Consider the following 25,511-nt stretch of genomic DNA (forward strand, 5'->3'; position numbering starts at 1 on the left):
GTGATCCTTTAGTTCTCGCGTGCTTTCTTTGCAGCATTCGCTGCGTCCGTACCCGGGCGGTTGGCCTCAACCCAACCTTCGATGTTGCGCTGATGGCCCTCCTTGATGGCCAGCGCACCCGCCGGCACATCCTTTGTTACCACCGTACCTGCGCCAGTGTACGCGCCATCGCCTACGGTTACTGGCGCTACGAACATCGTGTCCGAGCCAGTTCGGCAGTAGTCGCCGATCGTGGTGTGGTGCTTCTGGACGCCGTCGTAGTTGGCGAACACAGACGATGCGCCGATGTTGGACTCGCGGCCAACGGTGGCGTCGCCAATGTAGGTCAGGTGTGGCACCTTTGAGCCTTCACCAATCTTTGCGTTCTTGGCTTCGACGAATCCGCCGAGCTTGCCATTCGTGCCAAGTTCGGTGCCTGGGCGGATGAACGTGAATGGGCCGACGTTCGCATTCGCGCCGATGACGGAGAGGGAGCCCTGCGTGCGGACAACCTGTGCACCCTCGCCGACCTCCATGTCCGTCAAGGTGGTGTCTGGGCCGATGGTCGCGCCGTTGCCAATCACGGTTGAGCCCCACAGCTGCGTGTTTGGCTGAATGATGACGTCCTGGCCGATCTCAACATCCACGCCGATCCAGGTCGTAGCAGGGTCGACGACAGTGGCGCCAGCGCGCATGGCGCGCTCGACCAAGCGGCGGTTGAGTTCCTTGCCGGCCTCGGCGAGCTGCACGCGGTCGTTCACGCCGGCCAACTCGCGAGGGTCCTTCGCCACGTAGGCGCTGACGGCCTTGCCGTCGCCGCGCGCGATGCCGAGTACGTCGGTGATGTAGAGCTCTCCCTGTGCGTTGTTGGCGTCGATGCGGGTCAGCGCATCGCGCAGGACCGCGGCATCGAAGGCGAACACGCCGGAGTTGACCTCGCGGACCTTCTTTTGCTCCTCGTTGGCGTCCTTTTCCTCCACGATTTCCAGCACGTTGCCGGAAGCGTCGCGGATGATGCGGCCGTAGCCAGTTGGGTTGTCGAACTCGAGCGACAGGACGGTGACGGCGGCGCTGGTGGCTTTGTGGGCGTCGATAAGCTCGGTGATTGTCGATGGCTGCAACAGCGGCACATCACCGTTCGTAACAACGACAGTGCCCTCGAAGTCTGGGATGACCTCAAGCCCGCACTGCACCGCGTGGCCCGTGCCGTTTTGCTCCTCCTGCACTGCCTGCTTGATGCTGCGCCCCATCTCCTCGGCGATAGCATCGACGGCGGGGGAGACCTGGTCGCGCTGGTGGCCGACAACCGCGACGAGCTCCTGCGGGCCTACCGCGTTGGCTGCGTGCAGCGAGTGCGCGAGCAGACTGCGTCCGCCAATCTCGTGCAGTGTTTTCTGGATGCTGGACTTCATGCGCGTGCCCGCACCTGCGGCGAGGACTACGACGGCGCATTCAGGATGATTTACCACTGAACGGGTACTCCTTAATTCATCGGTGAATGAGGTATAAAACCAACTGCACAACAGCATAACGCGCTACGCGCGCGAGTTTGCAGACACATCCTTCAAACCTGCCGCGCGCCACACACCCACCGCGCCGACTGCGGCCAGGAACAGCAGCGTTGCCTCAGGTCCAAGGGTCGAAACCGCCGATGAAATCGCACCGACGATCAGCAGGACGATCCCCATCGCTGTGTTCGCGGCGCCGGTGATCATCGTGCGTCGATCACCCTCCGCCATGTCCACGAGGTAGGTCTTTCGGCCCACGCGCACCGTCGTGTGCGCCAAGTTGACCAGGAAAAACCCGATTGGCATGATCCAGCGGTTGACCTCGGGAGCAAGCCAGTGCCCGGACATCACCAAGAGCACGAGCACGACGGATGCGGCGCCAGCAGCCCACGCCATCGCGTTTTTCGACGACTTATCCGCCCACATACCGGAGACCTTTCCACCAACGAGTGCTGCGCCACCCGATGCCAGGATGAAGCCGCCGAGTGAGGAAAGGTTCGTGCCCTGTTGCTGGGCCAGCACGACAATAAATGGCGTCGATAAGGCGGTGACCAGCATGAGGGAGCGAACGATGAGGAACTTCTGCAGATCCCTGTCGTCCTTAATCAGGTCCCACGTTTGGCGTGCCCACCCCTTGCTGGAGGCCTCCGAGGGTTCCTCTTCAGGCTCCTTAATGGTGCGGAAAACCAGGGAGGCGAACGCCCACGTGGAGGCGCCCGCCGCAAGAAGCGTCACCAGGACCCATCGGGGTAGGTCATTCGGGAGAATTGCGAACAGGACACCGATCGCGAGGGTGACGGCGCCAGACAGCGCGGTAGCCCGCCCCGTGATGAGACCACGGCGACCCTTCGATACGGTTCGTCCCTGTACATCTTTGCCTGAGATTGAACACAGCGCACGGAAGATCGAGAGCGCTGCAAGCAGGATGACAATCGCAACGCCTAAGGCAGCGCCACTGAGCAGCGCCGCAGAGAGCGCGATCAGCCCTGCTGATGCGGCCTGGCCCCACGAACCAACCAACCACACCCATTTTCGCGAACGCTGCGACGTGACCCAGGGGCTCAGCGCGGCTTGCGGCAGCATTGAGCCTGATTCGCGGATCGGTACCAAGAATGCCGTGAACAGGGCTGGTACCCCGGCAGCTGTGAACAGCCACGGTAATACTGTCTTTGTAGCAACGATTTGGTCACCGATTCCCTGCAAGCCGTTGGCCCACACGAATCTGCGTGCGTTGTACTCCTCGTGAGACGTCATACCAAAGATAGTAGGGTCGGCAGCAGAGTTTACGCATTCGAAAGAGGAGAACCCATGGCTTCGGCACGCGCTCACCGCAACGTCATCAGTAGAAGGACATTCTTTAAAGGCGCACTGTTTACGCAGGTTGCGCTGTTGGCGGCGTGCGCCGGGGAAGGCCCGGGAGGGGTACGCTCCGGCCAGGCGACGCCCGAAGGCGCTGAGGCCGAAGCCCGCCCGCTTCCTATCCCGCCGCTGGAACAGGGCACGCTTAACGGCACCACGCGCAGCTTTGAACTCACCGCGCAGCAAGGCGAGTACGAAATCGTACCCGGCACCATGACGAAGACCTGGGGCTTCAATGGCCCATGGCTTGGGCCCACGCTCTACATGCGCCAAGGTGAAACGATCGAGATGAAGGTGAACAACGAGCTCGACGAGCCGACGGTGGTCCACTGGCACGGTCTCCACCTGCCCGCGGCGGCTGATGGCGGTCCGGCCCTCATCTTTGATCCTGGCGCGAGCTGGGAACCGACCTGGCAGGTCGAACAGGCCGCATCCACCTGCTGGTACCACCCGCACCCGCACGAGATTTCCGCGCTGCACGCGTACCGCGGCCTCGCCGGGGGCATTGTCGTTGCCGACGACGCGTCCGACGCGCTCGGCCTGCCGCAGGAATACGGTGTCGACGACATCCCCGTCATCATCACCGATGCGAAATTCACTGAGGATGGCCAACTCGACGAAACCATCGACCCAACCTATGGTCTCCTCGGGACAACGCCGCTGGTGAACGGTATCACGAAGCCGCGCTTTGAGGCGTCGACAAGCCGTGTTCGACTTCGCATCTTCAACGGTGCAACGATGCGCTTCCACCATCTCAGCCTCGGCGTGCCGTTCAACATCATCGCGACAGATCAGGGGCTTCTCGACGCCCCCATCGAAGCCGACGCGGTACTGCTGAGCCCTGGCGAGCGGGTAGAGATCATCGTCGACCTTGAGGCGGGCAAGGACCTGATGCTGCGCAGCGACGGCGTCCCCAATGGGGGAGGCCTGCCTGACGAGGAAGTCGCCAACGGGTTTGGCCTGCAAGACACCTTCGACCTGCTCGAGATCGCAGCGCCGGAACACGACACCGCACTCGACGCGCTACCGGCACAGCTCGTCCCCGTGGTGCGTCCTGATGTCAGCGGAGCACCGGAGCGCGAGTTCCGGCTTAACGGCTTCCAAATCAACGAGCAATCCATGGATATGGAACGCGTCGACTTTGTCATCGACCACAATGGCCCCGAAGTCTGGCACGTCACCAACGAGAACTCCGACTGGCCGCACAACTTCCACGTCCACAACGCCAGGTTCCTGGTGGACAAGGTGGACAACGGCGACGTCGCATTCACCGAAGGCTGGCACGACACGATCTATGTACCGCCACTGTCAACCGTCACCCTCATTGTGGAGTTCGGCTGGCACCCGGATCCGACCTTGGCGTACATGTACCACTGCCACATGCTCTTCCACGAAGATGAAGGGATGATGGGGCAGTTCGTCATGGTTGAGCCTGGGCAGAAGGCGAACCTGCGGCCGATGCCGGAGGGGCATCACCACTAGGCTAAGTTCCAGGAAGACCACGACCTGAAAAGGTTTAAGAATTACTTGGAAGCTTTGCCTCCGCGAATGGCGTCTAACTTCCGTTGTAAGTCAGGGGAACCTGCCGAGACGATGCGCTGCAGCATTTGTTGGTTGCCTTGCATACGGCGTTTGTTTCTGGCTTCGTGCTCCGCAGCGATTTCCCAAAACTTTGTCGTGTTTATTAGATGCTTTGGAGAGCACTTCAATGAGTGATCGGTTGAATTGCTCCAAATAATCGAGTTGCTGGAGGGCGAACAGCGCTTGAACACATCTCTACAGAGGTCGACCGACCAAGCAAATTGTGACCGTTCTGCGAAGTGGTAGTCTGTGAGCCGTCCGAGCAACGCACACGTCCAGTCAGCAAACTGGATAGTTCCGTATAAGTGACTGTCGGCCTGAATCGGAACTTCAATGATGCTGCGGTTATCTTTGTTGGTTTTGCTGTAAATAGTTTTGCCAAGTGTTGCGACCGCACGTTCACGGTTGTCCGTATCAGTTGCATCCATGATGACCAGCAGCTCTTCATTGGCTTTCGTCGCTATCCTGCCAAGCCTATTGATGGCTTGGATCAAACAATGTTCCTCGCGCTCTTGAGAAGTCTCTTTAGTGACGCTGACTGGGCCAATTGGCTTCTCTTGTCCAAAGAAGAAGAGTTGACCACCAAGATTTCCCAGTTTTCGGTACAGCCTCTTAGTCGCTGGGTTGATTTCATCCTTGTACTCGCGGATATTCGCGGTGGTAAAGAGTGCTGATCTCTTCTTTTCCCACCGTCTTGGATGCGCATTAGCTTGCGTAATTTCCCAGTCAAGAAGCTGTTCTTTTACGTACTCAAAATAGCCACCAAATTGCCGAACGCTGTGCGACGGTATCAAATACCCGGCATAACCAAATACTGGGTGTGTATTAAACTTTTTATGGTCATGTCGGATGTAGGGGCCCTGGTGTCCGAATTCATCGAGGTAGGCTATGAGCATGGCGGTTCCTTCGAGATAGCTCAGCGGCCAGAACAATGCTTTGCTCTGGCCGCCGGAATTAGCGCGGTACGCGTGTTTCAGCGCCGCCACTGCAATTTCAATATAGCTTTTCCGGTAAACGGAGTCAATCGTGCAGTTTCGTGACTACATTTTGACTACATAAACCCCCACAAACGCCCTCAAACGCCCCACAGTTCACCCCGCTGGAAAACGAAAAACACCCCCAACCCAGGCAAAGCGCCAGGTAGCGGGGGCAATAAAAAGCTTCCCCACCAGGACTCGAACCTAGAATGACGGTACCAAAAACCGTAGTGTTGCCGATTACACCATGGGGAATTACTCGACCTAGTGTAACCGAAACCTCACGAAATGTTAAAAAGTGTGATGAGCTGGCAGTTTACGGGCTGTCGGGGTGATGCCCGGGGTGGGCTCTAAGCTAGAATGCATGGCTCGGCAGCGAATGACAAGAACGCAGCGCAGGGACCAGTTGCTCGCAATTGGTCGCGCTGCCTTTGCAGAACGTGGATTTGATGGAATCTCCATGGAGGAGATTGCGCTGCGTGCAGATGTGTCGAAGCCCGTCGTGTACGAACACTTTGGCAGTAAGACCGGGTTGTACGACGCCGTCGTTTCGCAGGAGATGGCGCGGTTCGAGCGCACGATTGTCGAAGTGATCCAGAACGGACGCTGGCGAGAGCGCATTGATAATGGCGTGTTGGCTCTGCTGACGTACATCGATGAGGAAACTGATGGGTTTATCATCCTGGTGCACGGTAGGATCCTCGGACGTGAACGAACGTACTCGACAGTGCTGAACCGCGTAACTGCGGAGGTGTCCTACCTGCTTGAGCGTGCGTTTGAGCACCGCGGCCTCGATGCTTCGGTGGCGGCACTGTACGGGCAGGCGCTGGTTGGGACCGTGTCGAATACAGCGTTGTGGTGGTTGGACCAACGGGGCGTCGATACGCGGTTGGATAAGGCGACGGTCGCGGCGCACATTTCGAACCTGTGCTGGAACGGGTTGAGCGGGTTGGAGGCACAGCCCCGCATCATGACGAACGAAGTGGAGGAACAGTAGTGGAAGAACAGACAGCTCAGGCGCCTGCGTTGGGTGGTTTGCTCACTATGGCGCTTACCGACCCGAAGCTTAAGGGCTTGGTGGGCAACATCGGCGTCGACTCGCTGCACGTGACTGGAATTGACCAGGTTCGTTCGTGGGCTACGGGTGCGCTGGCTCGCCAGGTTCCGGTGCTGTTGGTGACCGCAACGAGCCACGAGGCGGAGGATCTGACTGCTGAACTGCAGGCGATGCTCGGAAAGGGCAAGGTCGCCAACTTCCCCGCTTTTGAGACGCTGCCTCACGAGCGGTTGTCGCCGGCGCCTGATGTCGTGGGTGCCCGTGCGAAGGTGCTGTGGGAGATGCCCCAGGTCATCGTCGCCTCGGCGCGCGCCTTCTGCCAGCCAGTGTTGCCCGCGGTGGAGCCGATTACAGTGAAAGTCGATACCGAGTGGGACTTCACGGAGCTGACCGAACAAGCCGTCAACTTCGCCTACGAGCACGTCGACATGGTGGCAAAGCGCGGGGAGTTCGCCACGCGCGGTGGCATCATCGATATCTTTCCGACCACCGCCGAGTACCCAGTGCGCCTCGAGTTCTGGGGCGACGAAGTCACCGACATCCGAAGCTTCGCCGTCGCCGACCAGCGCACCATCGAGGAGCTCACATCCGTCGAGCTTTTTCCGGCGCGCCAGTTAATTATCGACGCCAGCGTGGCCAAACGCGCCGATGAGCTTGCCCGCACGAACCCGTCGAATACCACGCTGGTGCAGCTGCTCACGCGGATCTCTGAGCACACCCACGCCGATGGGGAAGAGGTACTCATCCCGGTGCTCAGCGACGCGAAGTACTCGGTGCTGCCGGAGCTCATGCCGAAGGGCAGCATTGTGTTCGTCTCTGGGCCTGAAAAGGTGCGCACCCGTATCGCGGACCTCGAAGCCACGGACCAGGAATTCTTGGAAGCTGGGTGGGAGGCCGCGGCGATGGGTGCGGAGGGCCCGCTTGCTGTGGAGGGGCTGGACGTATCGGCGTCCTCGTTCCGTTCGTTCGAGTCGTTGGAAGTGTCGGCACGCAACGCGGGCAACGCGTGGTGGACATTCGCACCTCCAGGCATGTTTGCCGCCGATGATGCGATGACGCTGCCGCTGGAATTCGAGGCTGCACCCGCACCGAAGGGCGAGCCCAAAGCAATTGAGCAGCTCTACGCGACGTTGAAACTGCACGTGCAAACCAACGGGGGCAAGGTAGCGTTCGTGGCGCCAGCGAAGGGCACCGTTGAGCGCATGGCGGAGCGACTGAGGGAGCACGGTATCTCGGCGCGCATCGCCACCCCTGGGTTGGAACCCGTCGATGGCGCGGTCACGGTCTACCAGTCCCTTTCACATGCAGGTCTCGTGTTCCCCGGACCCAACCTCGTGGTAGTGACAGAAACCGACGTGACCGGCAACCGCGTCGGCGACATCGCTGGCGCGAAGCGGCGCCGCCCGCGGCGCCGGAACCGGGTGGACCCACTCGCGCTGACTCCCGGTGATTTTGTTGTGCATGACACGCATGGCATCGGCAAGTTCATCAAGATGGCCGAGCGCACCATCAAAACCGGTGACGAAGCCTCCCGGCGCGAGTACATCGTGTTGGAATACCAACCAGCTAAGCGCGGCCAGCCCGGCGATCAGCTCTGGGTGCCGATGGAATCCCTCGACCTGCTGAGCAAATACACCGGCGGCGAGAAGCCTTCGCTGTCCAAGATGGGCGGCTCCGACTGGAAGAACACCAAGCGCAAGGCGCGCGCCGCCGTACGCGAAATCGCCGGCGAACTCATTGAGCTTTACGCTAAGCGTCAAGCCGCGCCGGGCCACGCTTTCGGCCCAGACACACCGTGGCAACACGAGATGGAGGACGCGTTCCCGTTCGTAGAAACGGAGGACCAGCTCGCTGCCATTGAGGCGGTCAAGGAGGACATGGAGAAGCCGACACCGATGGACCGCGTGATCGTCGGTGACGTGGGATTCGGAAAGACCGAGGTTGCTGTTCGCGCCGCGTTCAAGGCAGTGCAAGACGGACAGCAGGTGGCGGTGCTTGTGCCGACGACGCTTCTTGCCCAGCAGCATTACTCCACGTTCAACGAGCGAATGGACGGCTTCGGGGTCACCGTTCGCGAGCTGTCGCGCTTTACCTCAGCGAAGGAAGCTAAGGAGATTATGGCAGGGTTGGCGGATGGTTCCGTCGACGTTGTGATCGGCACACACCGTCTGCTGCAGACGGGCGTGTTCTGGAAGCAGCTTGGCCTCATCATTGTGGATGAGGAGCAGCGCTTCGGCGTAGAGCACAAGGAGCACATCAAGGCCCTGAAGAGTCACGTCGACGTGCTCACGATGACCGCGACGCCAATCCCGCGGACCCTGGAGATGAGCCTGACGGGCATCCGCGAGATGACCTCGATCACGACTCCTCCGGAGGACCGCCACCCGGTGCTGACCTACGTTGGCCCGCAGGAAGAGAAGCAGGTTGCGGCAGCTATTCGACGCGAACTGCTCCGCGACGGCCAGGTGTTTTACATCCACAACCGCGTCTCCGATATTGAGAAGACGGCGCGCTCGCTGCGGCAACTCGTACCGGAGGCCCGCGTCGTGGTCGCGCATGGGCAGATGGGTGAGCAGCAGCTTGAGCAGACAGTCCAAGGGTTTTGGAACCGCGAATTCGACGTGCTTGTCTGCACCACCATCGTGGAGACCGGCCTGGATATCGCCAACGCTAACACCCTGATCGTGGAGAACGCGCAGAACATGGGTCTGAGCCAGCTGCACCAGCTGCGCGGGCGCGTCGGGCGTTCCCGCGAGCGCGGCTACGCGTACTTCCTGTACCCGAAAGAGAAGACACTCACCGAAACGTCCTACGACCGACTTGCGACCATCGCACAGAACAACGACCTCGGCGCCGGCATTGCTGTCGCGCAGAAGGACCTGGAGATGCGCGGTGCCGGCAACGTGCTCGGCGCGGAGCAGTCCGGCCACATTGCAGGTGTTGGCTTCGACATGTACGTCCGGCTGGTCGGGGAGGCCGTCGAAACGTACAAGGCGCTCATGACCGGCGAAGTCGTCGACGCGACAGACCAGGGCCCGAAGGAGATCCGAGTGGATCTGCCTGTCGACGCCCACATCCCCGAAAGCTACATCAACGCCGAGCGCCTGCGCCTGGACGTGTACCGAAAACTTGCCGAGGCCCGCGATGAGCAGGACCTGCGCAAGGTTGCCGAGGAAATGATCGACCGCTTCGGACCACTTCCGACCGAGGTCTTGCGCCTCTTCGCGGTTGCACGCGTGCGCCACTTGGCTCGAACTGCTGGAATCTCGGATATCTTGACTCAAGGCACGAGGATCAAGTTCCACCCCGTGGAGTTGCCAGACTCGAAGCAAGTCAGGTTGAAGCGCCTGTACTCGGGAGCGAATTACCGTGCTGCGGCAAAGACACTGCAGGTACCAATGCCACGTGAAGGCAAAGGCATCAACCAGCCAAACCTGCGCGACATGGAGCTGCTGCAGTGGGTCGCCGACTTCATCGCGGACATTTTCGATGCCGAGAAGATCTCCGTTACTGGTGAGTCCGATGGCGACGGTGGCAGGAAAAAGAAACGCATCATCAGTGTGAGCCAGTAGCGGTTTCTACCGGGCTTTGTCCGGTGGTGCCTATTGGGAGTTTTCCCGGTGCTGCCTGTACTATGGGCCCGTGCGCCCCTATAGCCCAATCGGCAGAGGCAGTTGACTTAAAATCAATTCAGTGTGGGTTCGAGTCCCACTGGGGGCACAACGCAACGTCCCGCATACCTACAGGTAGCGGGACCTTTTGTGTTCCTATCGGCTATGCTGTGGGCACCCCTTTTCTCCGAAGACCTTGAGGAAGCAATGAAGCAATACGCAGCAGTCGGGATGATCGCAGTCGCTTGTTTGGGCGTTGTGGGTTGTTCCGGTGACAGTGGTTCGAGCTCCAGCAGCAACGATGCAGCCCCGGCCACGATCACCCAAACAATCACCACCACAGATTCACACGCGGAGGACACCGCCGCCCCAACCAGCGCCTCCGAGGATACCGAGACTCATACATTTTCAACGCGCCACTCCATCAACACTGGTCAAGTAGGAGGGGAGTGTGGCACCACTGAGTTCGGCGACCGAATCAAGGCGGGACCCGCAACATCGTGCGAATTTGCAGCTGAGATCTTCGACGTCGCCTACGCCGCAACCTGGCGCTACGTAGCGGCGAACCCCAACGTGAACGCGGTGCCGCGGGCTGATATCTCGGTGACGAGTCCCGTCACCGGCGAAACCTACCCGATGGTGTGCAAGATGGGCAGCGATGGCCGTGACATGTGGTGCGATCACCCCGAAGACGAGAACAACTCGGTGCACTTCTACACGTCTGGCGGTAGCCAACGGATGGCGAATCGCGTCAACCTTGTTCAGTAAGGTCGGGCCAGCGAACTATTAGAGTAGGTTCGTTAACGAGCGAACGGCCTGCTCATCAACCTTTGGCTTTTGCAACACAGCAACCAAGAACCCGGACTGCTCCGTGAACGGCTCCAAGTCCCAGCTCGCAAACTGGTGCTGTGGCTGGAACCCGACTTCGTGGCACATGGTGAGGAAGTCGTCGAACTCCCATCCGCGCCCACGCCCGAAGCCGACGACGAACCGTCCGCCCGGACGTAGCGTTCGGAAGATGTTCTCAAGCGCGGGCCTGCGACCGTCGACGGCGAGGAACCCCATCACGTTGCCTGCCGAGACCGCAATATCGATATCGCGGACCTCGATCGGATCGGCGGAAAGGTCGCCAACTACCCAAGTTGCTTCGGGGAAGTCTTGCTTCGCGTACCCGATCAGCACCGGGTCGATGTCCACACCGAAGACGATATGTCCACGCTTTGCCAGATAGCCGCCAAGGCGACCAGTCCCGCACCCTGCATCGAGGATGCGGGAGTGGCGGGCGGAGAGGGCGTCGATAAGCCGGGCCTCCCCGTCGATATCTTTGCCCTGTTGCACGAAGTTGCGCCACCGCTGGGCGTAATTCTCGGAGTGGTCAGGGTTTGCAGCGACAATTTCTTTCCAAGTGGCCATGCCCAAAACTATAGCTTCGGCCCCTTGGAAGTCACCTCCGCGTCCGTTGGGATGGCGTCTACCGGGATATCCTTCGGGAACGCGTGAGCAAGTGCGGCAGCAAAGTGCTTGCCACGGATGTCATTGCCGGTGGCGTTGTAGTGCACCTCGTCGTCTGCGAGGAACCAATCCAAGTTGGAGCGCGCCTCGCTCGCCCAGTCGTAGACGACTACGTCTCGACGCTCCTTCGCAACCTTGCGCAATGCAACATTGAACTCGTCCATGTTCTCGTTGGCGTAGTAGCCATTCGACGGGTTACCCGTTGCGGCTGTCGGCCACATCACGCGGTAGCCCTCCAACAGGTCAAGCATCTTGCGGATGTTTGCCTCCAACTCACCCGTGGGGTCGTAGCCGTAGGAGCGGGCAGCGTCTGCGTTGGCGGCGTCGTTCACGCCGGTGGCGATGACCCAGCAGGTGCCATCGTCAGCTGCACCCTGGGCGAGCAGTTGCTGCACGGACTCAATCGCAGACGGGTAGTTCTCTCCGTTGCCGTTGAATCCCTGATTCGTCGCGCGAGCGCCAAACACGCTCGTATCTACCTCGCTTGCGCCAGCGTCCAAGTATCGGTCAATCGCAGTGACCGCGCCTTCAGGAAGCTGGTTGATATCGAACATGCCAATCGAGGTGGAATCGCCGACGTGGATGACCTTCTCGCAGCTCATCTTCACGTCCGAAGGCTGGTCCTCCCATGAAGCTTTCTCAGAGGCGGACGTCGTCAAGCTTTCCTCAGTTTCCTTGGCTTTGTCCTTTCCCTCGCGATGGTCGCGCGTGCCTCCGCGTTGCGCATCCTGAGGCAGGGACATGGTGGTGTTCGGCTTCGAGGTATCCATGGCGAACACAGCCGGGATGCCTATTGCAATGATTGCGGCGAGCGTAATCGTCGAACCAAGCGTGATCGGGCGGAGTGCCTCCAACGGGTGTGCGCGGAATTGCTTCAGGGGCCCGAACACGCCATTGCGACGGATTGGGTTCTCAAACATGGTCCAGCTCAGCGCAGCAAGTGCAGTCGAAAGCACAAACACGAGGATGGAGGACCACACGCGGTGATCCTGCAACCACGCATCCGGCATGAAGTAAATCACCGGCATGTGCCACAGGTAAATACCGTAGGAGCGTTCGCCGATCCAGCGAAGCGGCTCCCAGCTGAAAATGGTCGTCCAGGGGCCGCGCGCCCCAATGACTGAGTAGATAGCAGCAACTGACGCAAGGTTCAGAAGCAGGATCCCACCCTTGTACAAGAACATGTTTTCCTGCGCGACGAGCATGCTCAGCGCGAAGATGCCGCCGAAGCCGAGGGTGCCAACAACGGTGCTCAGAACAGGGGAGGAACCAATGTTCTTACCGGCGTGCTTCCGTGAGGAAACCACGATTGCTAAGACCGCGCCGAGGAGCAGCCCGCCCGCGCGGGTATCGGTGCCCTCGTAGACGCGAGTCGCGTCGATAGAAGGATCAGCGAGCACCCACATCCAGATAAAGGAAGCTCCGGCGAGCACCGTGGTCACGACGGCGACAATCCACCCACGACGGAACACCCTCAGCAGCACCCACAGCAACAGCGGCCACAAGAGATAAAATTGTTCCTCGATCGCCAGTGACCACATATGGTCCAGCGGACCGGGGCCATTGAACTGATCGAAGTACGATGAACCGACGGCGATGTTATGCCAGTTGTTCACGTAGAAAATGGAGCTCAACGCTTCAAACGAGCGGTCACGAAGGTTGCCCGCATCGAACGCGACGGAAAGAATCACGACTGCCAACACTGTGGTCAGCATCGCAGGTATGAGACGGCGGAAACGCCTGACCCAAAACGTCTTCAGGTGCAGCGAGTTATCCCGGTAGTGCCCACGCATGAGGTTAAGCGTGATCAAGTACCCCGAGAGGGTGAAGAACACGCCCACGCCTAGCAGGCCACCGCTGAACCCAGGGAGGTTGAGGTGGTACGCGATAACCAGCATGACCGCTAGCGTTCGGATCCCGTCGAGGGCGGGGACATAGCGGTGAGAACCTGATATTGGGGGCGGCATGGGATGGCGACCTTCCTGGAGTGCGACAAACGTACAGAAGTATAGCGCTGCCAGAAAGATGGACATGAATTGTGGTGCAGATTGCTGCAGAGGCCACGCTCAGTGGCGTGATCCGGACAAATTCTTTGGGCGCATGGAACTAAAACAACACCCAGTGCGTTGGAGTAGGTGAACGATTGTTCTCAAAAGAAAGGATCAGGGGTCCGTGAGTAGCAACAACCCTGTATTGAAAACTCTGCAGGGAGTAGATTCCCAACGTGGCACTGGGTACCAGGGGTACGGTGCCGCGAACCCGTACGAGCAAGCACCCATGGGTGCATCGGCGGGAACCGTGTCTGAGGACCGTCCAATGACGGTTGACGACGTTGTCACTAAAACCGGCATTACCCTTGCCGTAATTGTCGCCTTTGCAGTAATTAACTTCGGACTGTACCTCGGTGGGTACGGCTCCATTGCCAGCATTCTGACGCTGGTCGGTGCCGTCGCCGGTTTCGTCCTCGTGATGATTCACGCATTTGGCAAAAAGTACGGTTCCCCAGTTATTACCCTGGCGTACGCGGCTGCTGAGGGCCTGTTCCTTGGTGGGTTCTCATTCGCCATCACCGGGCAGTTCAGTGTCGCCGGCGCGGACGCAGGCGCGTTAATCTTCCAGGCGATCTTGGGCACCTTCGGTGTCTTCGCGGGCATGCTTGTGGTCTATCGCACCGGTGCCATTCGCGTTACCCCGCGGTTTAATCGGATCCTCACCGCAGCCATTTTCGGCGTGCTCATCCTGGTTGTCGGCAACCTCTTGTTGAGCATCTTTACAGGCATGAATCCGCTTCGCGGTGGTGGCACCATCGCCATCGTGTTTAGCCTGGTCTGCATCGTGCTGGGCGCACTTGCGTTCCTGCAGGACTTTGACGTCGCCGATAAGTTGGTGCGCATGGGCGCCCCATCGCAGGCGGCCTGGGGCGTTGCACTTGGCCTGGCAGTGACTCTGGTGTGGCTCTACACCGAGATCCTGCGCCTGCTGTCTTACTTCCAACAGCGATAGCGCACGCGCTCACTGCAATAAATACCCGGCCCCACGACTGTGAGGCCGGGTATTTTTGTCTAGTTGCGCTCAAAAGCGCCCCGGCCAACAACATCGCTGGGCCGGGGCAGGGAGCTAATTGCTGTATTCAGCGTACTTAGCGTGCACCCTCAGGGTTGATAGACGTGCCGTCAACGGTGATGGTTTTAAACACGAGCACACCATCTACGATGTCTGGGTTGCCCAGGACAACCTGCACATCTTCGATTTCGCGGTTCGGATTGACCGTGGTGCGGGTAGCGGTGCCCTGCGCGAGCTGCTCAGACCAGGTATCCCACACGATGTCCTGGAGGAAATCGTTCTGGTCGCTGCAGTTGAGAGTCAGCGAAGCTGGACGCTCAAGGCCGACGCTGCCGCAGTTATTGACCAGTGGGGTCTTGTCCGAAGCACCCATAGCGGTGACAGTCTCGGTGACTGCAGCCTCAGAGGTAGCGCCTGCTGCATCGGTTACGTTCGTCGGGGTTGCCTTCGCGCGCTCACCAGGAAGCGAAGTTGGGTCCTGGCTTTGTGCCGTATCAACCTTCAGGTCCGACGGGTTTTGGTGTGGTGGGTGGCAGGCAGTCAAGCCCACAGCACCGAGTGCGACCACGCTGGTGAGTACTAGCTTGCGGGAAAAGAACTTATTCACAGGAATTCCTTCAATGTCAGCGATCACGGATAACGCCGATGGCGTAGACAGGCTACTTCGCCCGTGGCGTGGAAGCCTTAACAGAATCATACGGTTCTGCGGAGACGATTGTTACCGAAATCTCTCGGCCATTTGGGGCGTTGTAGGTGCGGGTTTCACCCTCGGAAGCACCGACTACGGCTGCGCCGAGCGGAGAGTTCTCCGAGTAGGTCTCCAGGTCCTCGTTGTCCGTCGAAGCCGCGCGGGTACCGATCAGGAACGTTTCCTTATCATTTTCGTCATTGTTGTAGTAGACGTGCACGACGGAACCTACGTGGGCTACACCCTCGACGATGCCGGAGCGCTCCGTGGTGGAGTTAGCCAGCAGTTCGGAAATCTGCTTAATGCGAGCTTCTTCCTGGTCCTGCTGCTCACGCGCGGCGTCGTAGCCAGCGTTTTCCTTGAGGTCGCCTTCTTCACGGCGTTCGTTAATTTCGGCTGCGATGACAGGGCGATTGTCGATGAGCTGCTGAAGCTCAGCTTCAAGCTTGGCCTTCATCTCCGGGGTGATGTACTGCTGCTGAGTTTGCGCCATCAGGTAAAAACCTTCCCTATATATGTCAAACGAGCCCGCCGGTTGGCGGGCAACTTTACCAGGCGGATAATAGCACAGCTGCCGCGCAGGTGGTGCACTGGTGAGGCTTAGCGGGCGTCGTAAAAGGTGCTGGTGGGGTCCATGTAGAACGGCAGATTGTCCGAGCAGCCGTAGACACGTCCTGAGACTGCCGGCTCGCGCACCGGTAGTTCGACGGCGACCCGCTCGAGCTCCTGCCCGCCTGCGGGGAGTACTACTTCTCGACGCCCAACTTCGGCATGCGCGTAGTTGACCGCAGTGACGATGCAGTACGAAGGGGCCTCGACGTCTTTGCGTGATACATCGATCCACATGCGTGTGGTGTTGTCGTCAACAGCTTCGAGCGAGATGAAATCCGCAGTGACGGTGCGGGACTCCTGCTTCTTGAAGTAGTCAAAGACACTGTAAAGCAGCACGACGACGAGGCCGATGGCGATCAGCGCGACGATCCGGCCAGCGGCGTTGCTGCGTTTCGTGGCTGTCGGGGTGGTGCTGGAGCCGTATCGGGATGTTGGGCGACTGGGAGAAGTCACGGTTACCTACCTCGCTGAATGACGCTGGATGACGCTGTAGCTGCAATCCGTTCCAATGGTACTAAGATGGCGCGAAGTTACGGAATCAGGCCCCGAAGAAGTTCTAGGAGGAATAGTGGCCGGCTTGCGCTTGATGGCGATCCACGCACACCCAGACGACGAGTCCTCTAAAGGTGCAGCAACGATGGCAAAATACGCATCGGAGGGGAACCGGGTGCTCGTCGTCACATGTACTGACGGGCGACGAGGCGACATCTTGAACCCTGCGATGGATCGGCCGGGCGTGCTGGAGAACATCCTCGAGGTCCGGGAGCAGGAGATGGCGGAGGCCGCGGCGGCCCTCGGCGTGGAACATCAGTGGATGGGGTACGAAGACTCGGGTCTGCCACAAGGCGACCCGCTGCCCCCGCTGCCGGAAGGCTCGTTCGCGACCCAAGACCCGGAGGCAGTGACGGCGCATCTCGTCGAGTCGATTCGAGAGTTCAGGCCGCATGTCATCATTACCTACGACGAAAACGGTGGCTACCCGCACCCCGACCACTTGATGGTCCACGAAATCTCGATGCTGGCCTGGGACAAGGCGGGAGATCCATCCTTTGCTCCTGAAGCAGGGCAGGCGTGGACGCCATTGAAGCTGTACTACAGCCATGGATTTATCCTGCAGCGGATGCGTCTTCTGCAGGACCGCTTGTACGCGCAGGGAAAGAAGAGCCCGTACGAGCTGATGATTCAGCGGTGGGAAGAAAACAAAGCGGATGTGATGAGTCGCGTGACCACAAGGGTGGAGTGCGCGGAGTACTTCCCCCAGCGTGCAGCAGCGCTGACGGCACATGCGACACAGATTGATCCGGCGGGCGCGTTTTTGGCGAGCCCAGTTGAGGACCAGCAGGAGGTATGGCCGACAGAAGAGTTTGAGTTGGCCAGAACTCGCGTAGCATCAACGTTGCCGGAAGATGATCTCTTCGCCGGTATTGACCCGAAGACCGCGGACGCGCTCGCTGAAGGTTTCGGGCAAGAGCGCTAACATTTTCAGCACAAGGAAGACGAAATACACATGATGACGACAGAACACGCAGCGATTATCAACACCTCTGCTTACTTGGTGGCGCAGGCGCCGAAGGAAAACCCGGTGGGGCCTGACTTTGGCAAGGCTTCGCCATTCGGCCTGTTGCTGTTGGTGATGCTGGCTGTGGTCATTTTGTCTCTGGGGTTTGCGTTCCATCGCCGGTACTCGCGGTTCCGCCGTCGCAGCCTCTTCGCTGAGAAGCACGGAATCGACCCGTTTGACCAGGAGGCGCTGGATAAGGCCATGGCGGAGGCGGGTGTGCTTGATCGCCGGAAGAAGCGTTGGATCTAAGGCATCTAACATACATACCGTTGATTGGTGAGTAAGGTTGGGTCCGTGAGTAGCCTCCAAAAAATTCTGTATCCGCTGTATGAAGCGCGCCTGAAGCGTGAGCTGAAGGGCAAGAAACGCCCGAAGCACATCGCGGTCATGGCGGACGGCAACCGACGGTGGGCCCGTGAGGCTGGGTTCACCGATGTTTCTCATGGCCACCGGGTGGGTGGGGCGAAGATCGGCGAACTTGTGCGGTGGTCGGCGGAAATGGACGTGGACGTCGTTACGATCTACCTGTTATCAACGGAGAATTTGCAACGGACTTCGGAAGAAGTTGAGCTGCTGTTCGACATTATTTCCGAGGTGATCGAGGACCTTGCGACGCAGTCTTACTCCTGCAAGGTTCGGCTCGTAGGGCACCTGGAGCTCTTGCCGGATGAGGTTGCAGAAAGGATGCGCCGATCTGCCGACACCACCACAGGCAAAGCTGGCCTGACCGTCAACATTGCGGTGGGGTACGGCGGCAGGCAAGAAATTGTCGACGCCGTTCGCAGCCTCATTAGCGACGCCGCTGCCAGCGGCTGCAGCGTGGACGAACTGGTCAACGCAGTGACCGTCGAGTCCGTGTCGCAGCACCTGTACACCTCAGGTCAGCCCGATCCAGACTTAGTGATCCGGACGTCGGGGGAGCAGCGCCTCTCCGGCTTCCTACTGTGGCAGGCGGCGTACTCCGAGATCTGGTTTACGGACACGTACTGGCCCGCGTTCCGCAAGATTGACTTCCTTCGCGCGTTGCGCGAGTACTCGCAGCGCTCCCGTCGCTTCGGCAAGTAGGCAGCTACCTGGCGCTACATTTTGCGCATGCGGACCCACTGCACTGAATGGTCGGCGCCTTTGCGTAGCACGAGCGAGGCACGGATACGGGTGGGAGCAATGTTTTCCACTAGGTTCGGCAGGTTGATGGACTGCCAAATATCGCGTGCCTTGTGACGGGCCTGCGCCTCATCGATGTCGGCATAGTGCGCAAAGTGCGCGCCGGGCTCTCGAAACGCGGTGTTGCGAAGCTTCATGAAGCGGTCGATGTACCAGCGTTCAATATCGGTGGTGAGGGCGTCGACATAAATTGAGAAGTCGAAGAGGTCGGACACCATGAGGGTCGGGCCGGTTTGGAGGACGTTGAGCCCTTCGAGAATGATGATGTCCGGCTGGCGGACCTCAATGAACTCGCCTGGGATGATGTCGTAGGCGAAGTGAGAATATATCGGCGCTTTGACCAGTGGTTGACCCGACTTGACCTCGGTGACAAAGCGCATGAGGTCGCGCCGGTTGTAGGATTCCGGGAATCCTTTGCGGTCCATCAGGTTGCGCTCTTTGAGCACTTTGCTGGGATAGAGGAACCCGTCGGTGGTGATGAGGTCCACTCGAGGATGAGAGTCCCAACGCTGTAGCAACACCTGCAGTACACGGGCAGTCGTTGACTTGCCGACGGCCACCGACCCCGCAATCCCGATAATGAATGGCACGTGGCCTGGGTCATCACCGATAAACGTCTCTGTAGCCTTCGTAAGTTTTTGTCTGGCCCGTACCTGGAGGTGAATCAGGCGAGAGATCGGAAGGTAAATGTCTTCAACTTCCTGCATATCGAGGTTCTCGCCGATACCACTGAGCTTGGCTACTTCGTCCTCCGTCAAGACTTGTGGCATTTGCGCACGTCGGTGCCGCCAATCGTCGCGGTGAAAGTCCAAATAAGGGCTCGAATCCGAAGTGCGGGGAGATTTCGCCATGCGTAACATTGTTACATTTGTTGTTTCGTGCCGGGGAACTCAGGTACAGATACTTCTGAAGTTCCTGAATAAAGTGGACTTCTTTCGTAGCGCTGATGCTTATACTGCATAGCAGTGCCAGGCGTAGGTGTGCCTGGGCATGAGCTATAACATGATTGACTGTCTGATCTTGAAAGGACCCGGTGCACGTGTCTGAAGACCTCCGCTACCAGGATCTCGCTACTTTTGACCCCGAAGTTCACGAAGCGATCGTTCAGGAGCTGTCGCGCCAGCGAAACACGCTGGAGATGATTGCCTCCGAGAACTTCGTTCCGCGAGCAGTGCTGCAAGCACAGGGTTCGGTGTTTACAAACAAATATGCCGAAGGCTACCCAGGTCGTCGCTACTACGGTGGCTGCGAGCACGCCGACGTCGTTGAAGACCTGGCGCGCGACCGCGCGAAGGAGCTCTTCGGCGCGAAATACGCGAACGTGCAACCACACTCCGGTGCGCAGGCGAATGCGGCTGTGTTGATGGCGCTGTGCGAGCCGGGCGACACCATCTTGGGCCTCAGCCTCGCTCACGGTGGCCACCTGACGCACGGTATGAAGATCAACTTCTCCGGCAAGCTGTACAACGTCGCTGCGTACGAGGTTGAAAAAGACACGTGCACCATCGACATGGAGAAGCTGCGTGAACAGGCGCGCGAGGTCAAGCCGAAGGTGATCATCGCGGGTTGGTCCGCGTACCCTCGCCACGAGGACTTTGCTGAGTTCCGCTCGATCGCAGACGAGGTTGGTGCGTACTTGTGGGTCGATATGGCGCACTTCGCTGGCTTGGTTGCTGCTGGTCTGCACCCGTCGCCGGTGCCTCATGCACACGTTGTGTCCTCCACGGTGCACAAGACCATTGGTGGACCACGCTCCGGCTTCATCCTGACCAACGATCTCGAGCTGCACAAGAAACTCAACTCCGCAGTGTTCCCAGGCCAGCAGGGTGGCCCGCTGGTGCACGTGATCGCTGCGAAGGCTACCGCCTTCAAGCTCGCCGCGACGGAGGCTTTCCGTAACCGCCAGGAGCGCACGCTCGAGGGCGCAAAGATTCTCGCCGAGCGCTTGACCCAGCCAGACGCCAAGGAAGCCGGCATCGACGTCGTCTCCGGCGGCACCGATGTCCACCTTGTGCTAGTGGACCTGCGTAACTCCGCGATGGATGGCCAGCAGGCAGAGGATTTGCTGCATAAGGCTGGCATTACGGTGAACCGCAACGCCGTTCCTTTCGATCCGCGTCCGCCAGCCGTGACGTCGGGGCTGCGTATTGGCACCCCGGCGCTGGCGACCCGCGGCTTCGGCAAGGAAGAGTTCGAGGAAGTTGCGGAAATTATCGCCGAGGCGCTTATCCAGGGTGAGAACGCCGACGTCGACGCCCTGCACGCCCGCGTAGACGCGCTGGCGGAGCGGTTCCCGCTCTACCCGGGCCTCGAAGATTGGAAGATGCTCTAAGAGCTACTGCTGCTGCTCGGCCTGGCGCTGCTCTGAATGAGTGGTGCGGGCCGAGCTCAACCATTCCGGCTGGTTTTTCAACAGCTCGTTGATCTCCTCAGTGGTGAGCGGCTTGTCCATGTCGTTTGCTTTGAGTGCGGTGATTGAGATCCCGAGTTTGCGCGCCACCTCGGGGCGGGGGTGTGGCCCATTGCGGCGCAGTTCCTGCAGCCACTCTGGGGGATTGTTCTGTAATTCGCGCAGTTGCGCGTGCGTCACGGCATTGTCTTGGAACTCCTGCGGCGTCGCTGGCAGGTAGATCCCGAGTTTCTTCGCGGCGGTCGCGGCCTTCATCGCGGTTCCGGATGGCTTCTGTGTAGTCATACACCAAACGGTAGCATTGTGCCATGCTATCGCTTGCTTTCGTCACCGGCACAGAGCCAGGGAAGTGGTTTAAACGCTTCGCACAGTCCACACCGCACTCGCTCGATACGCAAGGTGTCGACGACCCCTTCGCTGATCTCCTGGACGAGACGACTTCTACATCGCTGGCGCTGATGCGCCTGCCCGATGACCGTATTACCGATGAATTTCACGTGGTCCGTCTCTATACCGAGGCTCCCGGCGTTGCCGTGCCCAAGGACTCTTTGTTTGCAGAGCTTGGGGAGCGCGTCGATTACGCGGACCTCGAAGGCGAAATCATCAACTGGGTCTACCAGCCGGAGGCGTCACTTGAAGAGCTTCGTGGTGCATTGCAGGTCGTTGCGGCAAACGTTGGCGTGGCATTGGCCCCGTTGCCGTTGTTGAAGGTGCTCTCGAAGAAACAGATCGCGTGTTTGGAAGTTTGGCACGCTCCGCTGGTTGAAACTGAGATTGCATTGGTGTGGCGGAAAGCCGACGACGGTGACGAGATCCAGGACTTTGTGGGCGTCGCAAAAGGGCGCACCGCTCGCTCGTCGAGGGGGAGTGAGCCGACTGCTGGGACGAGGCGGCGCAAACAGGTGTCAGACTCCCGTGCTGCGCAGGGCAAACGCTTATATACGAAACGTGGGAAAAAGCGCAAGGGTGCGGCCGGGAAAACACCCCGAACGGGGGTGAAACGGAGGCGGCGAAAGTGAAATTTGCATAATGGAAACCAGACAAATTCAACAACGAAAGGAAATTTTGATGAATTACAAGAAGGTTTTTACTTCCGCCGTTGCTGCTACCGCTCTGGCCGCAGGCTTGGTTGCTTGCTCTGACGGAGAGGGCGCCGATAGCACTGCTACCACCGCTGCGGATGGTGCTTCCGGCACCGCAACGGTGACCAACATCGAGACAGCTACAGAGGCAGCCGAGACGGAGACTGCTGCTGAGACCGCCACCGACGCTAATGGTGCAGAGGGCTCTACGGAGTCTGTCTCCTTGACTACCGCAGACGGTGAAGAGGTCAAGGTTCCAACCGGTCTGGTCCAGGCAATCGGCCAGTACGCTGACTCGGAGTGGGGCGAGCCGATGAAGGTTACGGAGCACGATGGCAGCTGGATCGTTGACTTTGACAATGACCACCACGTCGCCTGGAATGAAAACACCGGTGGCGCTCCGATCTGGGGCCAAATTGCTAACGTGTGGCTGACGAATGAAGGCGTTATGGACAAGGTTGGCTTCCCAACCGCAGCCGAGACCCCACTTCCAAATGAATCTGGCTGGTTCCAGGAGTTCGAGCACGGCACCATCGAGTGGACTCGTGAAAACAACGACACCGGCGCGTTCGCTGCAAACATCATCGAGAAGTAATTTGTAGCTCTACAACGGCTTTTGTCCCCGTTGGTTGCACGATGTGTGACCAATGAGGACAATGTTTTTTATGACCAAAAAAGGGTTTACCATTCGACCAATCCGGCCAGAAGACTACCCGCAGGTGCGTAGCATCTACGAGATGGGTCTGAGTACCGGAAACGCAACTTACGAGACGCGCGGCTTGACATGGGAGCAGTTTTCCAGGGCGAAGATCATGGAAACGGTGTTTGTTGCCGTTGATGAACACGATGACTCGCGTGTGCTCGGATGGGTAGCTGCGGCGAAGGCGTCGTCGAGAAGCGTGTTCCATGGAGTAGTTGAAGACTCCATCTACGTGCATCCGGATGCGCGCGGCATGGGGGTATCCGGTGCGCTGCTAGACAAGCTCATCGCGACGTGCATCGAACTTGATAAGTGGTCGATTCACTCGTGGATCTTCCCGGAAAACGAAGGATCGGCAGGGCTGCACAAGTCGCGCGGGTTTGAGAAAGTTGGCACCTTCCATCACATGGCGAAAATGTCCTACGGTGAGCGGGAAGGCCAGTGGCGTGACTCGGACATCTACGAGCTGCTGTTGCCGAAGCCGGGAGAAAAGAAACCAGGCAAAAGCCAGGTCTAGTCACGCCTCATCGTTCCTAGTCCAGCGTCTCTTTCAGCGGGTCCTCCCGGACCGGGAAGAGCAGCACCAACGCAACGGCGGCCAATGGGACCATCAGTAAGAACACTGGGGTCAGGCCGTCGTTGTAACTATTAAGGACGGCGTCGCGCAGTACGTCAGGCAGTTGTGCAACCGCGTGCGGGGTGAGGGAGTTGTGCCCACCGGCGCTCGAGAATTGCTCGGCGTAAGGGGCTGCCTCGCTAGGGGCCATCGAGGCCAATGCTTTTGGCAGGCGTTCCGCGAGCTCCTCCGTCATATTGTGAATGAACAGCGAACCAATAAGCGACGCACCGATCGCGGAGCCGATCTGTCGGAAGAAGTTGTTCGTCGCTGTTGCAGTACCGACCATTGCTAGTGGGAACGAGTTCTGGACAATAAGTACCAGTACCTGCATGACTAAGCCGAGTCCGAACCCAAAAATGAACATGTAGATACCCAGCGTGGTCAGCGGTGTGGACACTTCGAGCTGCGAGAAGAGGAAGAGTCCGACCGAAACGATGGCCACACCGATGATCGGGTAGACCTTGTAGCGGCCCGTTTTCGCGATAATGAACCCCACGGTAGTGCCAGTGCCCAAGATGCCGATGACCATTGGCAGCATCATCAGCCCCGCGTTCGTTGGCGTGAGTTCGTGCACCATCTGCAGGTAGGTAGGCAGGTAAGCAAGCGCACCGGTCATAGCCAGTCCCAGCACGGTTCCGGAGGCCGTCGTCAAGACCATGTTGCGATTGCGGAACAAGTGCATGGGGATGAGCGGGTTCGGTACGCGCAGCTCAACGAAGACGAACAGCGCTGCAGCGACAACCGCAAGCGAGGAAATACCCAAAATGATAGGCGAGGACCACTCATACTGAGTGCCACCCCACGTTGTGGTCAAAATAAGAGAAGTCGTGGCAACCGCCATGAGCACGGTGCCCAGCCAGTCGATGCTCTGTGCTGACCGCGACCCCTTGCGTAGGTGGAGCACGATTGTGCAGACCGTCATCGCGAGAAGCCCCAGCGGGATGTTCATCCAAAGGCCCCAACGCCAGCCGGGGCCATCCGTAAACCAGCCGCCCAACACGGGGCCAAGCACGGAAGAAACGCCGAATACTGCCCCCATCACACCCATGTACTTGCCACGGCTACGAGCTGGAACCACCTCCGCGATGATTGCCTGGGAGTTGACCATCATGCCGCCAGCGCCAAAGCCTTGGACGGCGCGCCCGATAATGAGCAGCTGCATTGACTGTGCAAGCCCACCCAAGGTGGAACCAATGACGAACAGGCCAATCGAGCCAATATAAGGCCACTTGCGTCCGACCCTGTCACCGAGCTTGCCATTAATTGGCATCGCGATTGTCATCGTGACCAGGAACGACGAAATCACCCAGCTCATGTGATCTACGCCACCAAGCTCACCGACAATCGTCGGCAGGGCAGTGGAGAAAATCATCTGGCCCAATGAGCTCATCAGCATCGTGATGAGTAGCGCTCCAAAGATCAGGCCAACGTGTGGCTTAGTGTTGTTTACCACTGCAACTCCTTTGCATACTTCGTGACGACGGCAGCTACGCTACGAGCCTGCTCCTTCGGCGAACCCTCCTCTTGGAAATGAAGGCTTCGCGCATAAAGCACAAGCGTTGTCCGAAAAAGTTCCACAACGATTCGGGCTTCTGCCTCTATGGTGACATCTAGACGGCGGTCTTCGGGGTGGCTCGCAAAATGCTCACGCACAGCCTGCTCGAGGTGTCGTAGCGTATCGCGTTTGCGGGCCAGCATCGCGTTTGCCAACGATGGGTTGTCCTGCATGAGCCGCTGGATTCGGCAGGCATCCTCGGCTCGATCTTCGGCACCTGATTCTTCCATTGCATCGATTACCAGGGACAACATGTTCGTGGACGACTCATCAGCAATGCGTGCAAAGCTCTCGCTGGTGAACTCGAGAGGGAAGGGACCAAGCACAGCGTCATCTTTTGAGTCCATGTAGTTGAAGAACGTCCGCCGTGAAATGCCTGCACCTTGGCAGATCTCCTCGACTGTGACATTGTCATAGCCGTCGCGTGCCACAAGCGATGCAGCTGTATCGAAGATTCGCTGCCGTGTTTCGCG

General features: G+C 59.1%; 24 protein-coding genes and 1 tRNA gene. 13 read left to right on the forward strand and 12 right to left on the reverse strand.

All coding sequences use genetic code 11. From position 1 onward, the window contains the following. Positions 1–8: 8 nt before the first annotated feature. Positions 9–1,448, reverse strand: a complete 1,440-nt coding sequence (gene glmU / locus QP752_RS07450; protein WP_284805146.1) for a bifunctional UDP-N-acetylglucosamine diphosphorylase/glucosamine-1-phosphate N-acetyltransferase GlmU — start codon at positions 1,446–1,448, stop codon at positions 9–11. A gap of 66 nt (positions 1,449–1,514) precedes the next feature. After that, positions 1,515–2,741, reverse strand: coding sequence for an MFS transporter (locus QP752_RS07455; protein WP_256041789.1), 1,227 nt, complete (start codon positions 2,739–2,741; stop codon positions 1,515–1,517). A gap of 54 nt (positions 2,742–2,795) precedes the next feature. Between QP752_RS07455 and QP752_RS07460 the strand changes: the two genes are divergently transcribed. Beyond that, on the forward strand, positions 2,796–4,328 hold the full coding sequence (locus tag QP752_RS07460; RefSeq protein WP_070976178.1) for a multicopper oxidase family protein: 1,533 nt from the start codon (positions 2,796–2,798) through the stop codon (positions 4,326–4,328). A 41-nt stretch (positions 4,329–4,369) separates the two neighbouring features. On the opposite strand, the gene QP752_RS07465 is transcribed toward QP752_RS07460, so the two are convergent. Then, entirely contained in the window at positions 4,370–5,413 is a 1,044-nt protein-coding gene (locus QP752_RS07465; protein ID WP_284805149.1) for a DUF3800 domain-containing protein, read from the reverse strand. A 355-nt stretch (positions 5,414–5,768) separates the two neighbouring features. Here QP752_RS07465 and QP752_RS07470 point away from each other — a divergent pair, with 355 nt between their 5' ends. The 4 genes from QP752_RS07470 (at position 5,769) to QP752_RS07485 (ending at position 10,840) form a co-directional block, all read left to right on the forward strand. After that, positions 5,769–6,401, forward strand: a complete 633-nt coding sequence (locus QP752_RS07470) for a TetR/AcrR family transcriptional regulator (protein ID WP_070362771.1) — start codon at positions 5,769–5,771, stop codon at positions 6,399–6,401. Between the two features lie 47 nt (positions 6,402–6,448). Next, a complete protein-coding gene (gene mfd / locus QP752_RS07475; RefSeq protein WP_083433236.1) occupies positions 6,449–10,033 on the forward strand; it encodes a transcription-repair coupling factor in 3,585 nt (1,194 codons plus the stop codon). 74 nt (positions 10,034–10,107) lie between these two features. After that, positions 10,108–10,181, forward strand: a tRNA-Leu gene (locus tag QP752_RS07480). Positions 10,182–10,279: 98 nt separating this feature from the next. Then, entirely contained in the window at positions 10,280–10,840 is a 561-nt protein-coding gene (locus QP752_RS07485; protein WP_141742270.1) for a hypothetical protein, read from the forward strand. 18 nt (positions 10,841–10,858) lie between these two features. Here QP752_RS07485 and QP752_RS07490 read toward each other — a convergent pair whose 3' ends face one another. Together QP752_RS07490 and QP752_RS07495 are read right to left on the reverse strand one after the other, a co-directional pair. Beyond that, complete coding sequence (locus tag QP752_RS07490) at positions 10,859–11,485, reverse strand: class I SAM-dependent methyltransferase (RefSeq protein WP_070362768.1); 627 nt, start codon at positions 11,483–11,485, stop codon at positions 10,859–10,861. An 8-nt stretch (positions 11,486–11,493) separates the two neighbouring features. After that, the gene (locus QP752_RS07495; RefSeq protein WP_070479322.1) at positions 11,494–13,551 is read right to left on the reverse strand and encodes an acyltransferase family protein; all 2,058 of its coding nucleotides are present in this window, start codon (positions 13,549–13,551) and stop codon (positions 11,494–11,496) included. 205 nt (positions 13,552–13,756) lie between these two features. Between QP752_RS07495 and QP752_RS07500 the strand changes: the two genes are divergently transcribed. Further along, positions 13,757–14,587: a Bax inhibitor-1/YccA family protein gene (locus QP752_RS07500; protein WP_070362766.1), complete on the forward strand. Its 831-nt coding sequence runs from the start codon at positions 13,757–13,759 to the stop codon at positions 14,585–14,587. Positions 14,588–14,723: 136 nt separating this feature from the next. On the opposite strand, the gene QP752_RS07505 is transcribed toward QP752_RS07500, so the two are convergent. From QP752_RS07505 to QP752_RS07515, 3 genes are all read right to left on the reverse strand, one after another. Then, positions 14,724–15,254, reverse strand: a complete 531-nt coding sequence (locus QP752_RS07505) for a hypothetical protein (protein ID WP_070362765.1) — start codon at positions 15,252–15,254, stop codon at positions 14,724–14,726. A 52-nt stretch (positions 15,255–15,306) separates the two neighbouring features. Beyond that, a complete protein-coding gene (gene greA, locus QP752_RS07510) occupies positions 15,307–15,828 on the reverse strand; it encodes a transcription elongation factor GreA (protein WP_070362764.1) in 522 nt (173 codons plus the stop codon). A 107-nt stretch (positions 15,829–15,935) separates the two neighbouring features. Continuing rightward, the gene (locus tag QP752_RS07515; protein ID WP_070362763.1) at positions 15,936–16,400 is read right to left on the reverse strand and encodes a DUF4307 domain-containing protein; all 465 of its coding nucleotides are present in this window, start codon (positions 16,398–16,400) and stop codon (positions 15,936–15,938) included. A 115-nt stretch (positions 16,401–16,515) separates the two neighbouring features. On the opposite strand from QP752_RS07515, the gene mca reads away from it, so the two are divergent. The 3 genes from mca to QP752_RS07530 are packed head-to-tail and all read left to right on the forward strand — an operon-like array spanning position 16,516 to position 18,573. Beyond that, positions 16,516–17,424 carry a mycothiol conjugate amidase Mca gene (gene mca / locus QP752_RS07520; protein WP_070362762.1) on the forward strand — a complete coding sequence of 303 codons (909 nt, stop codon included), beginning with the start codon at positions 16,516–16,518 and terminating at the stop codon, positions 17,422–17,424. A 30-nt stretch (positions 17,425–17,454) separates the two neighbouring features. After that, on the forward strand, positions 17,455–17,757 hold the full coding sequence (locus tag QP752_RS07525) for a hypothetical protein (protein WP_284805157.1): 303 nt from the start codon (positions 17,455–17,457) through the stop codon (positions 17,755–17,757). A gap of 45 nt (positions 17,758–17,802) precedes the next feature. Beyond that, positions 17,803–18,573 carry an isoprenyl transferase gene (locus tag QP752_RS07530; RefSeq protein WP_070363549.1) on the forward strand — a complete coding sequence of 257 codons (771 nt, stop codon included), beginning with the start codon at positions 17,803–17,805 and terminating at the stop codon, positions 18,571–18,573. Positions 18,574–18,587: 14 nt separating this feature from the next. Here the strand turns inward: QP752_RS07530 and coaA are convergent, their stop codons facing one another. Further along, entirely contained in the window at positions 18,588–19,523 is a 936-nt protein-coding gene (gene coaA / locus QP752_RS07535; RefSeq protein ID WP_070362761.1) for a type I pantothenate kinase, read from the reverse strand. A 188-nt stretch (positions 19,524–19,711) separates the two neighbouring features. Between coaA and glyA the strand changes: the two genes are divergently transcribed. Next, positions 19,712–21,004: a serine hydroxymethyltransferase gene (gene glyA / locus QP752_RS07540; RefSeq protein ID WP_070976188.1), complete on the forward strand. Its 1,293-nt coding sequence runs from the start codon at positions 19,712–19,714 to the stop codon at positions 21,002–21,004. Positions 21,005–21,007: 3 nt separating this feature from the next. Here glyA and QP752_RS07545 read toward each other — a convergent pair whose 3' ends face one another. Next, complete coding sequence (locus QP752_RS07545) at positions 21,008–21,367, reverse strand: DUF5997 family protein (protein ID WP_070362760.1); 360 nt, start codon at positions 21,365–21,367, stop codon at positions 21,008–21,010. Between the two features lie 23 nt (positions 21,368–21,390). Here QP752_RS07545 and QP752_RS07550 point away from each other — a divergent pair, with 23 nt between their 5' ends. From QP752_RS07550 to QP752_RS07560, 3 genes are all read left to right on the forward strand, one after another. Then, complete coding sequence (locus QP752_RS07550) at positions 21,391–22,101, forward strand: LysR family transcriptional regulator substrate-binding protein (protein ID WP_070362759.1); 711 nt, start codon at positions 21,391–21,393, stop codon at positions 22,099–22,101. Positions 22,102–22,150: 49 nt separating this feature from the next. Beyond that, complete coding sequence (locus QP752_RS07555) at positions 22,151–22,759, forward strand: LGFP repeat-containing protein (protein WP_070362758.1); 609 nt, start codon at positions 22,151–22,153, stop codon at positions 22,757–22,759. Positions 22,760–22,829: 70 nt separating this feature from the next. Next, positions 22,830–23,381 carry a GNAT family N-acetyltransferase gene (locus QP752_RS07560; protein ID WP_070479325.1) on the forward strand — a complete coding sequence of 184 codons (552 nt, stop codon included), beginning with the start codon at positions 22,830–22,832 and terminating at the stop codon, positions 23,379–23,381. A 16-nt stretch (positions 23,382–23,397) separates the two neighbouring features. On the opposite strand, the gene QP752_RS07565 is transcribed toward QP752_RS07560, so the two are convergent. Both QP752_RS07565 and QP752_RS07570 read right to left on the reverse strand, forming a co-directional pair. Further along, complete coding sequence (locus tag QP752_RS07565) at positions 23,398–24,936, reverse strand: MDR family MFS transporter (protein ID WP_284805163.1); 1,539 nt, start codon at positions 24,934–24,936, stop codon at positions 23,398–23,400. Next, positions 24,930–25,511, reverse strand: a 582-nt coding sequence (locus tag QP752_RS07570) for a TetR/AcrR family transcriptional regulator (RefSeq protein WP_284805165.1), incomplete at its 5' end; no start/stop codon positions are given. The genes QP752_RS07565 and QP752_RS07570, both read right to left, overlap by 7 nt.

It is taken from the genome of Corynebacterium sp. UMB10321, from assembly GCF_030228725.1.
Taxonomy (GTDB): Bacteria; Actinomycetota; Actinomycetes; order Mycobacteriales; family Mycobacteriaceae; genus Corynebacterium; species Corynebacterium pseudogenitalium.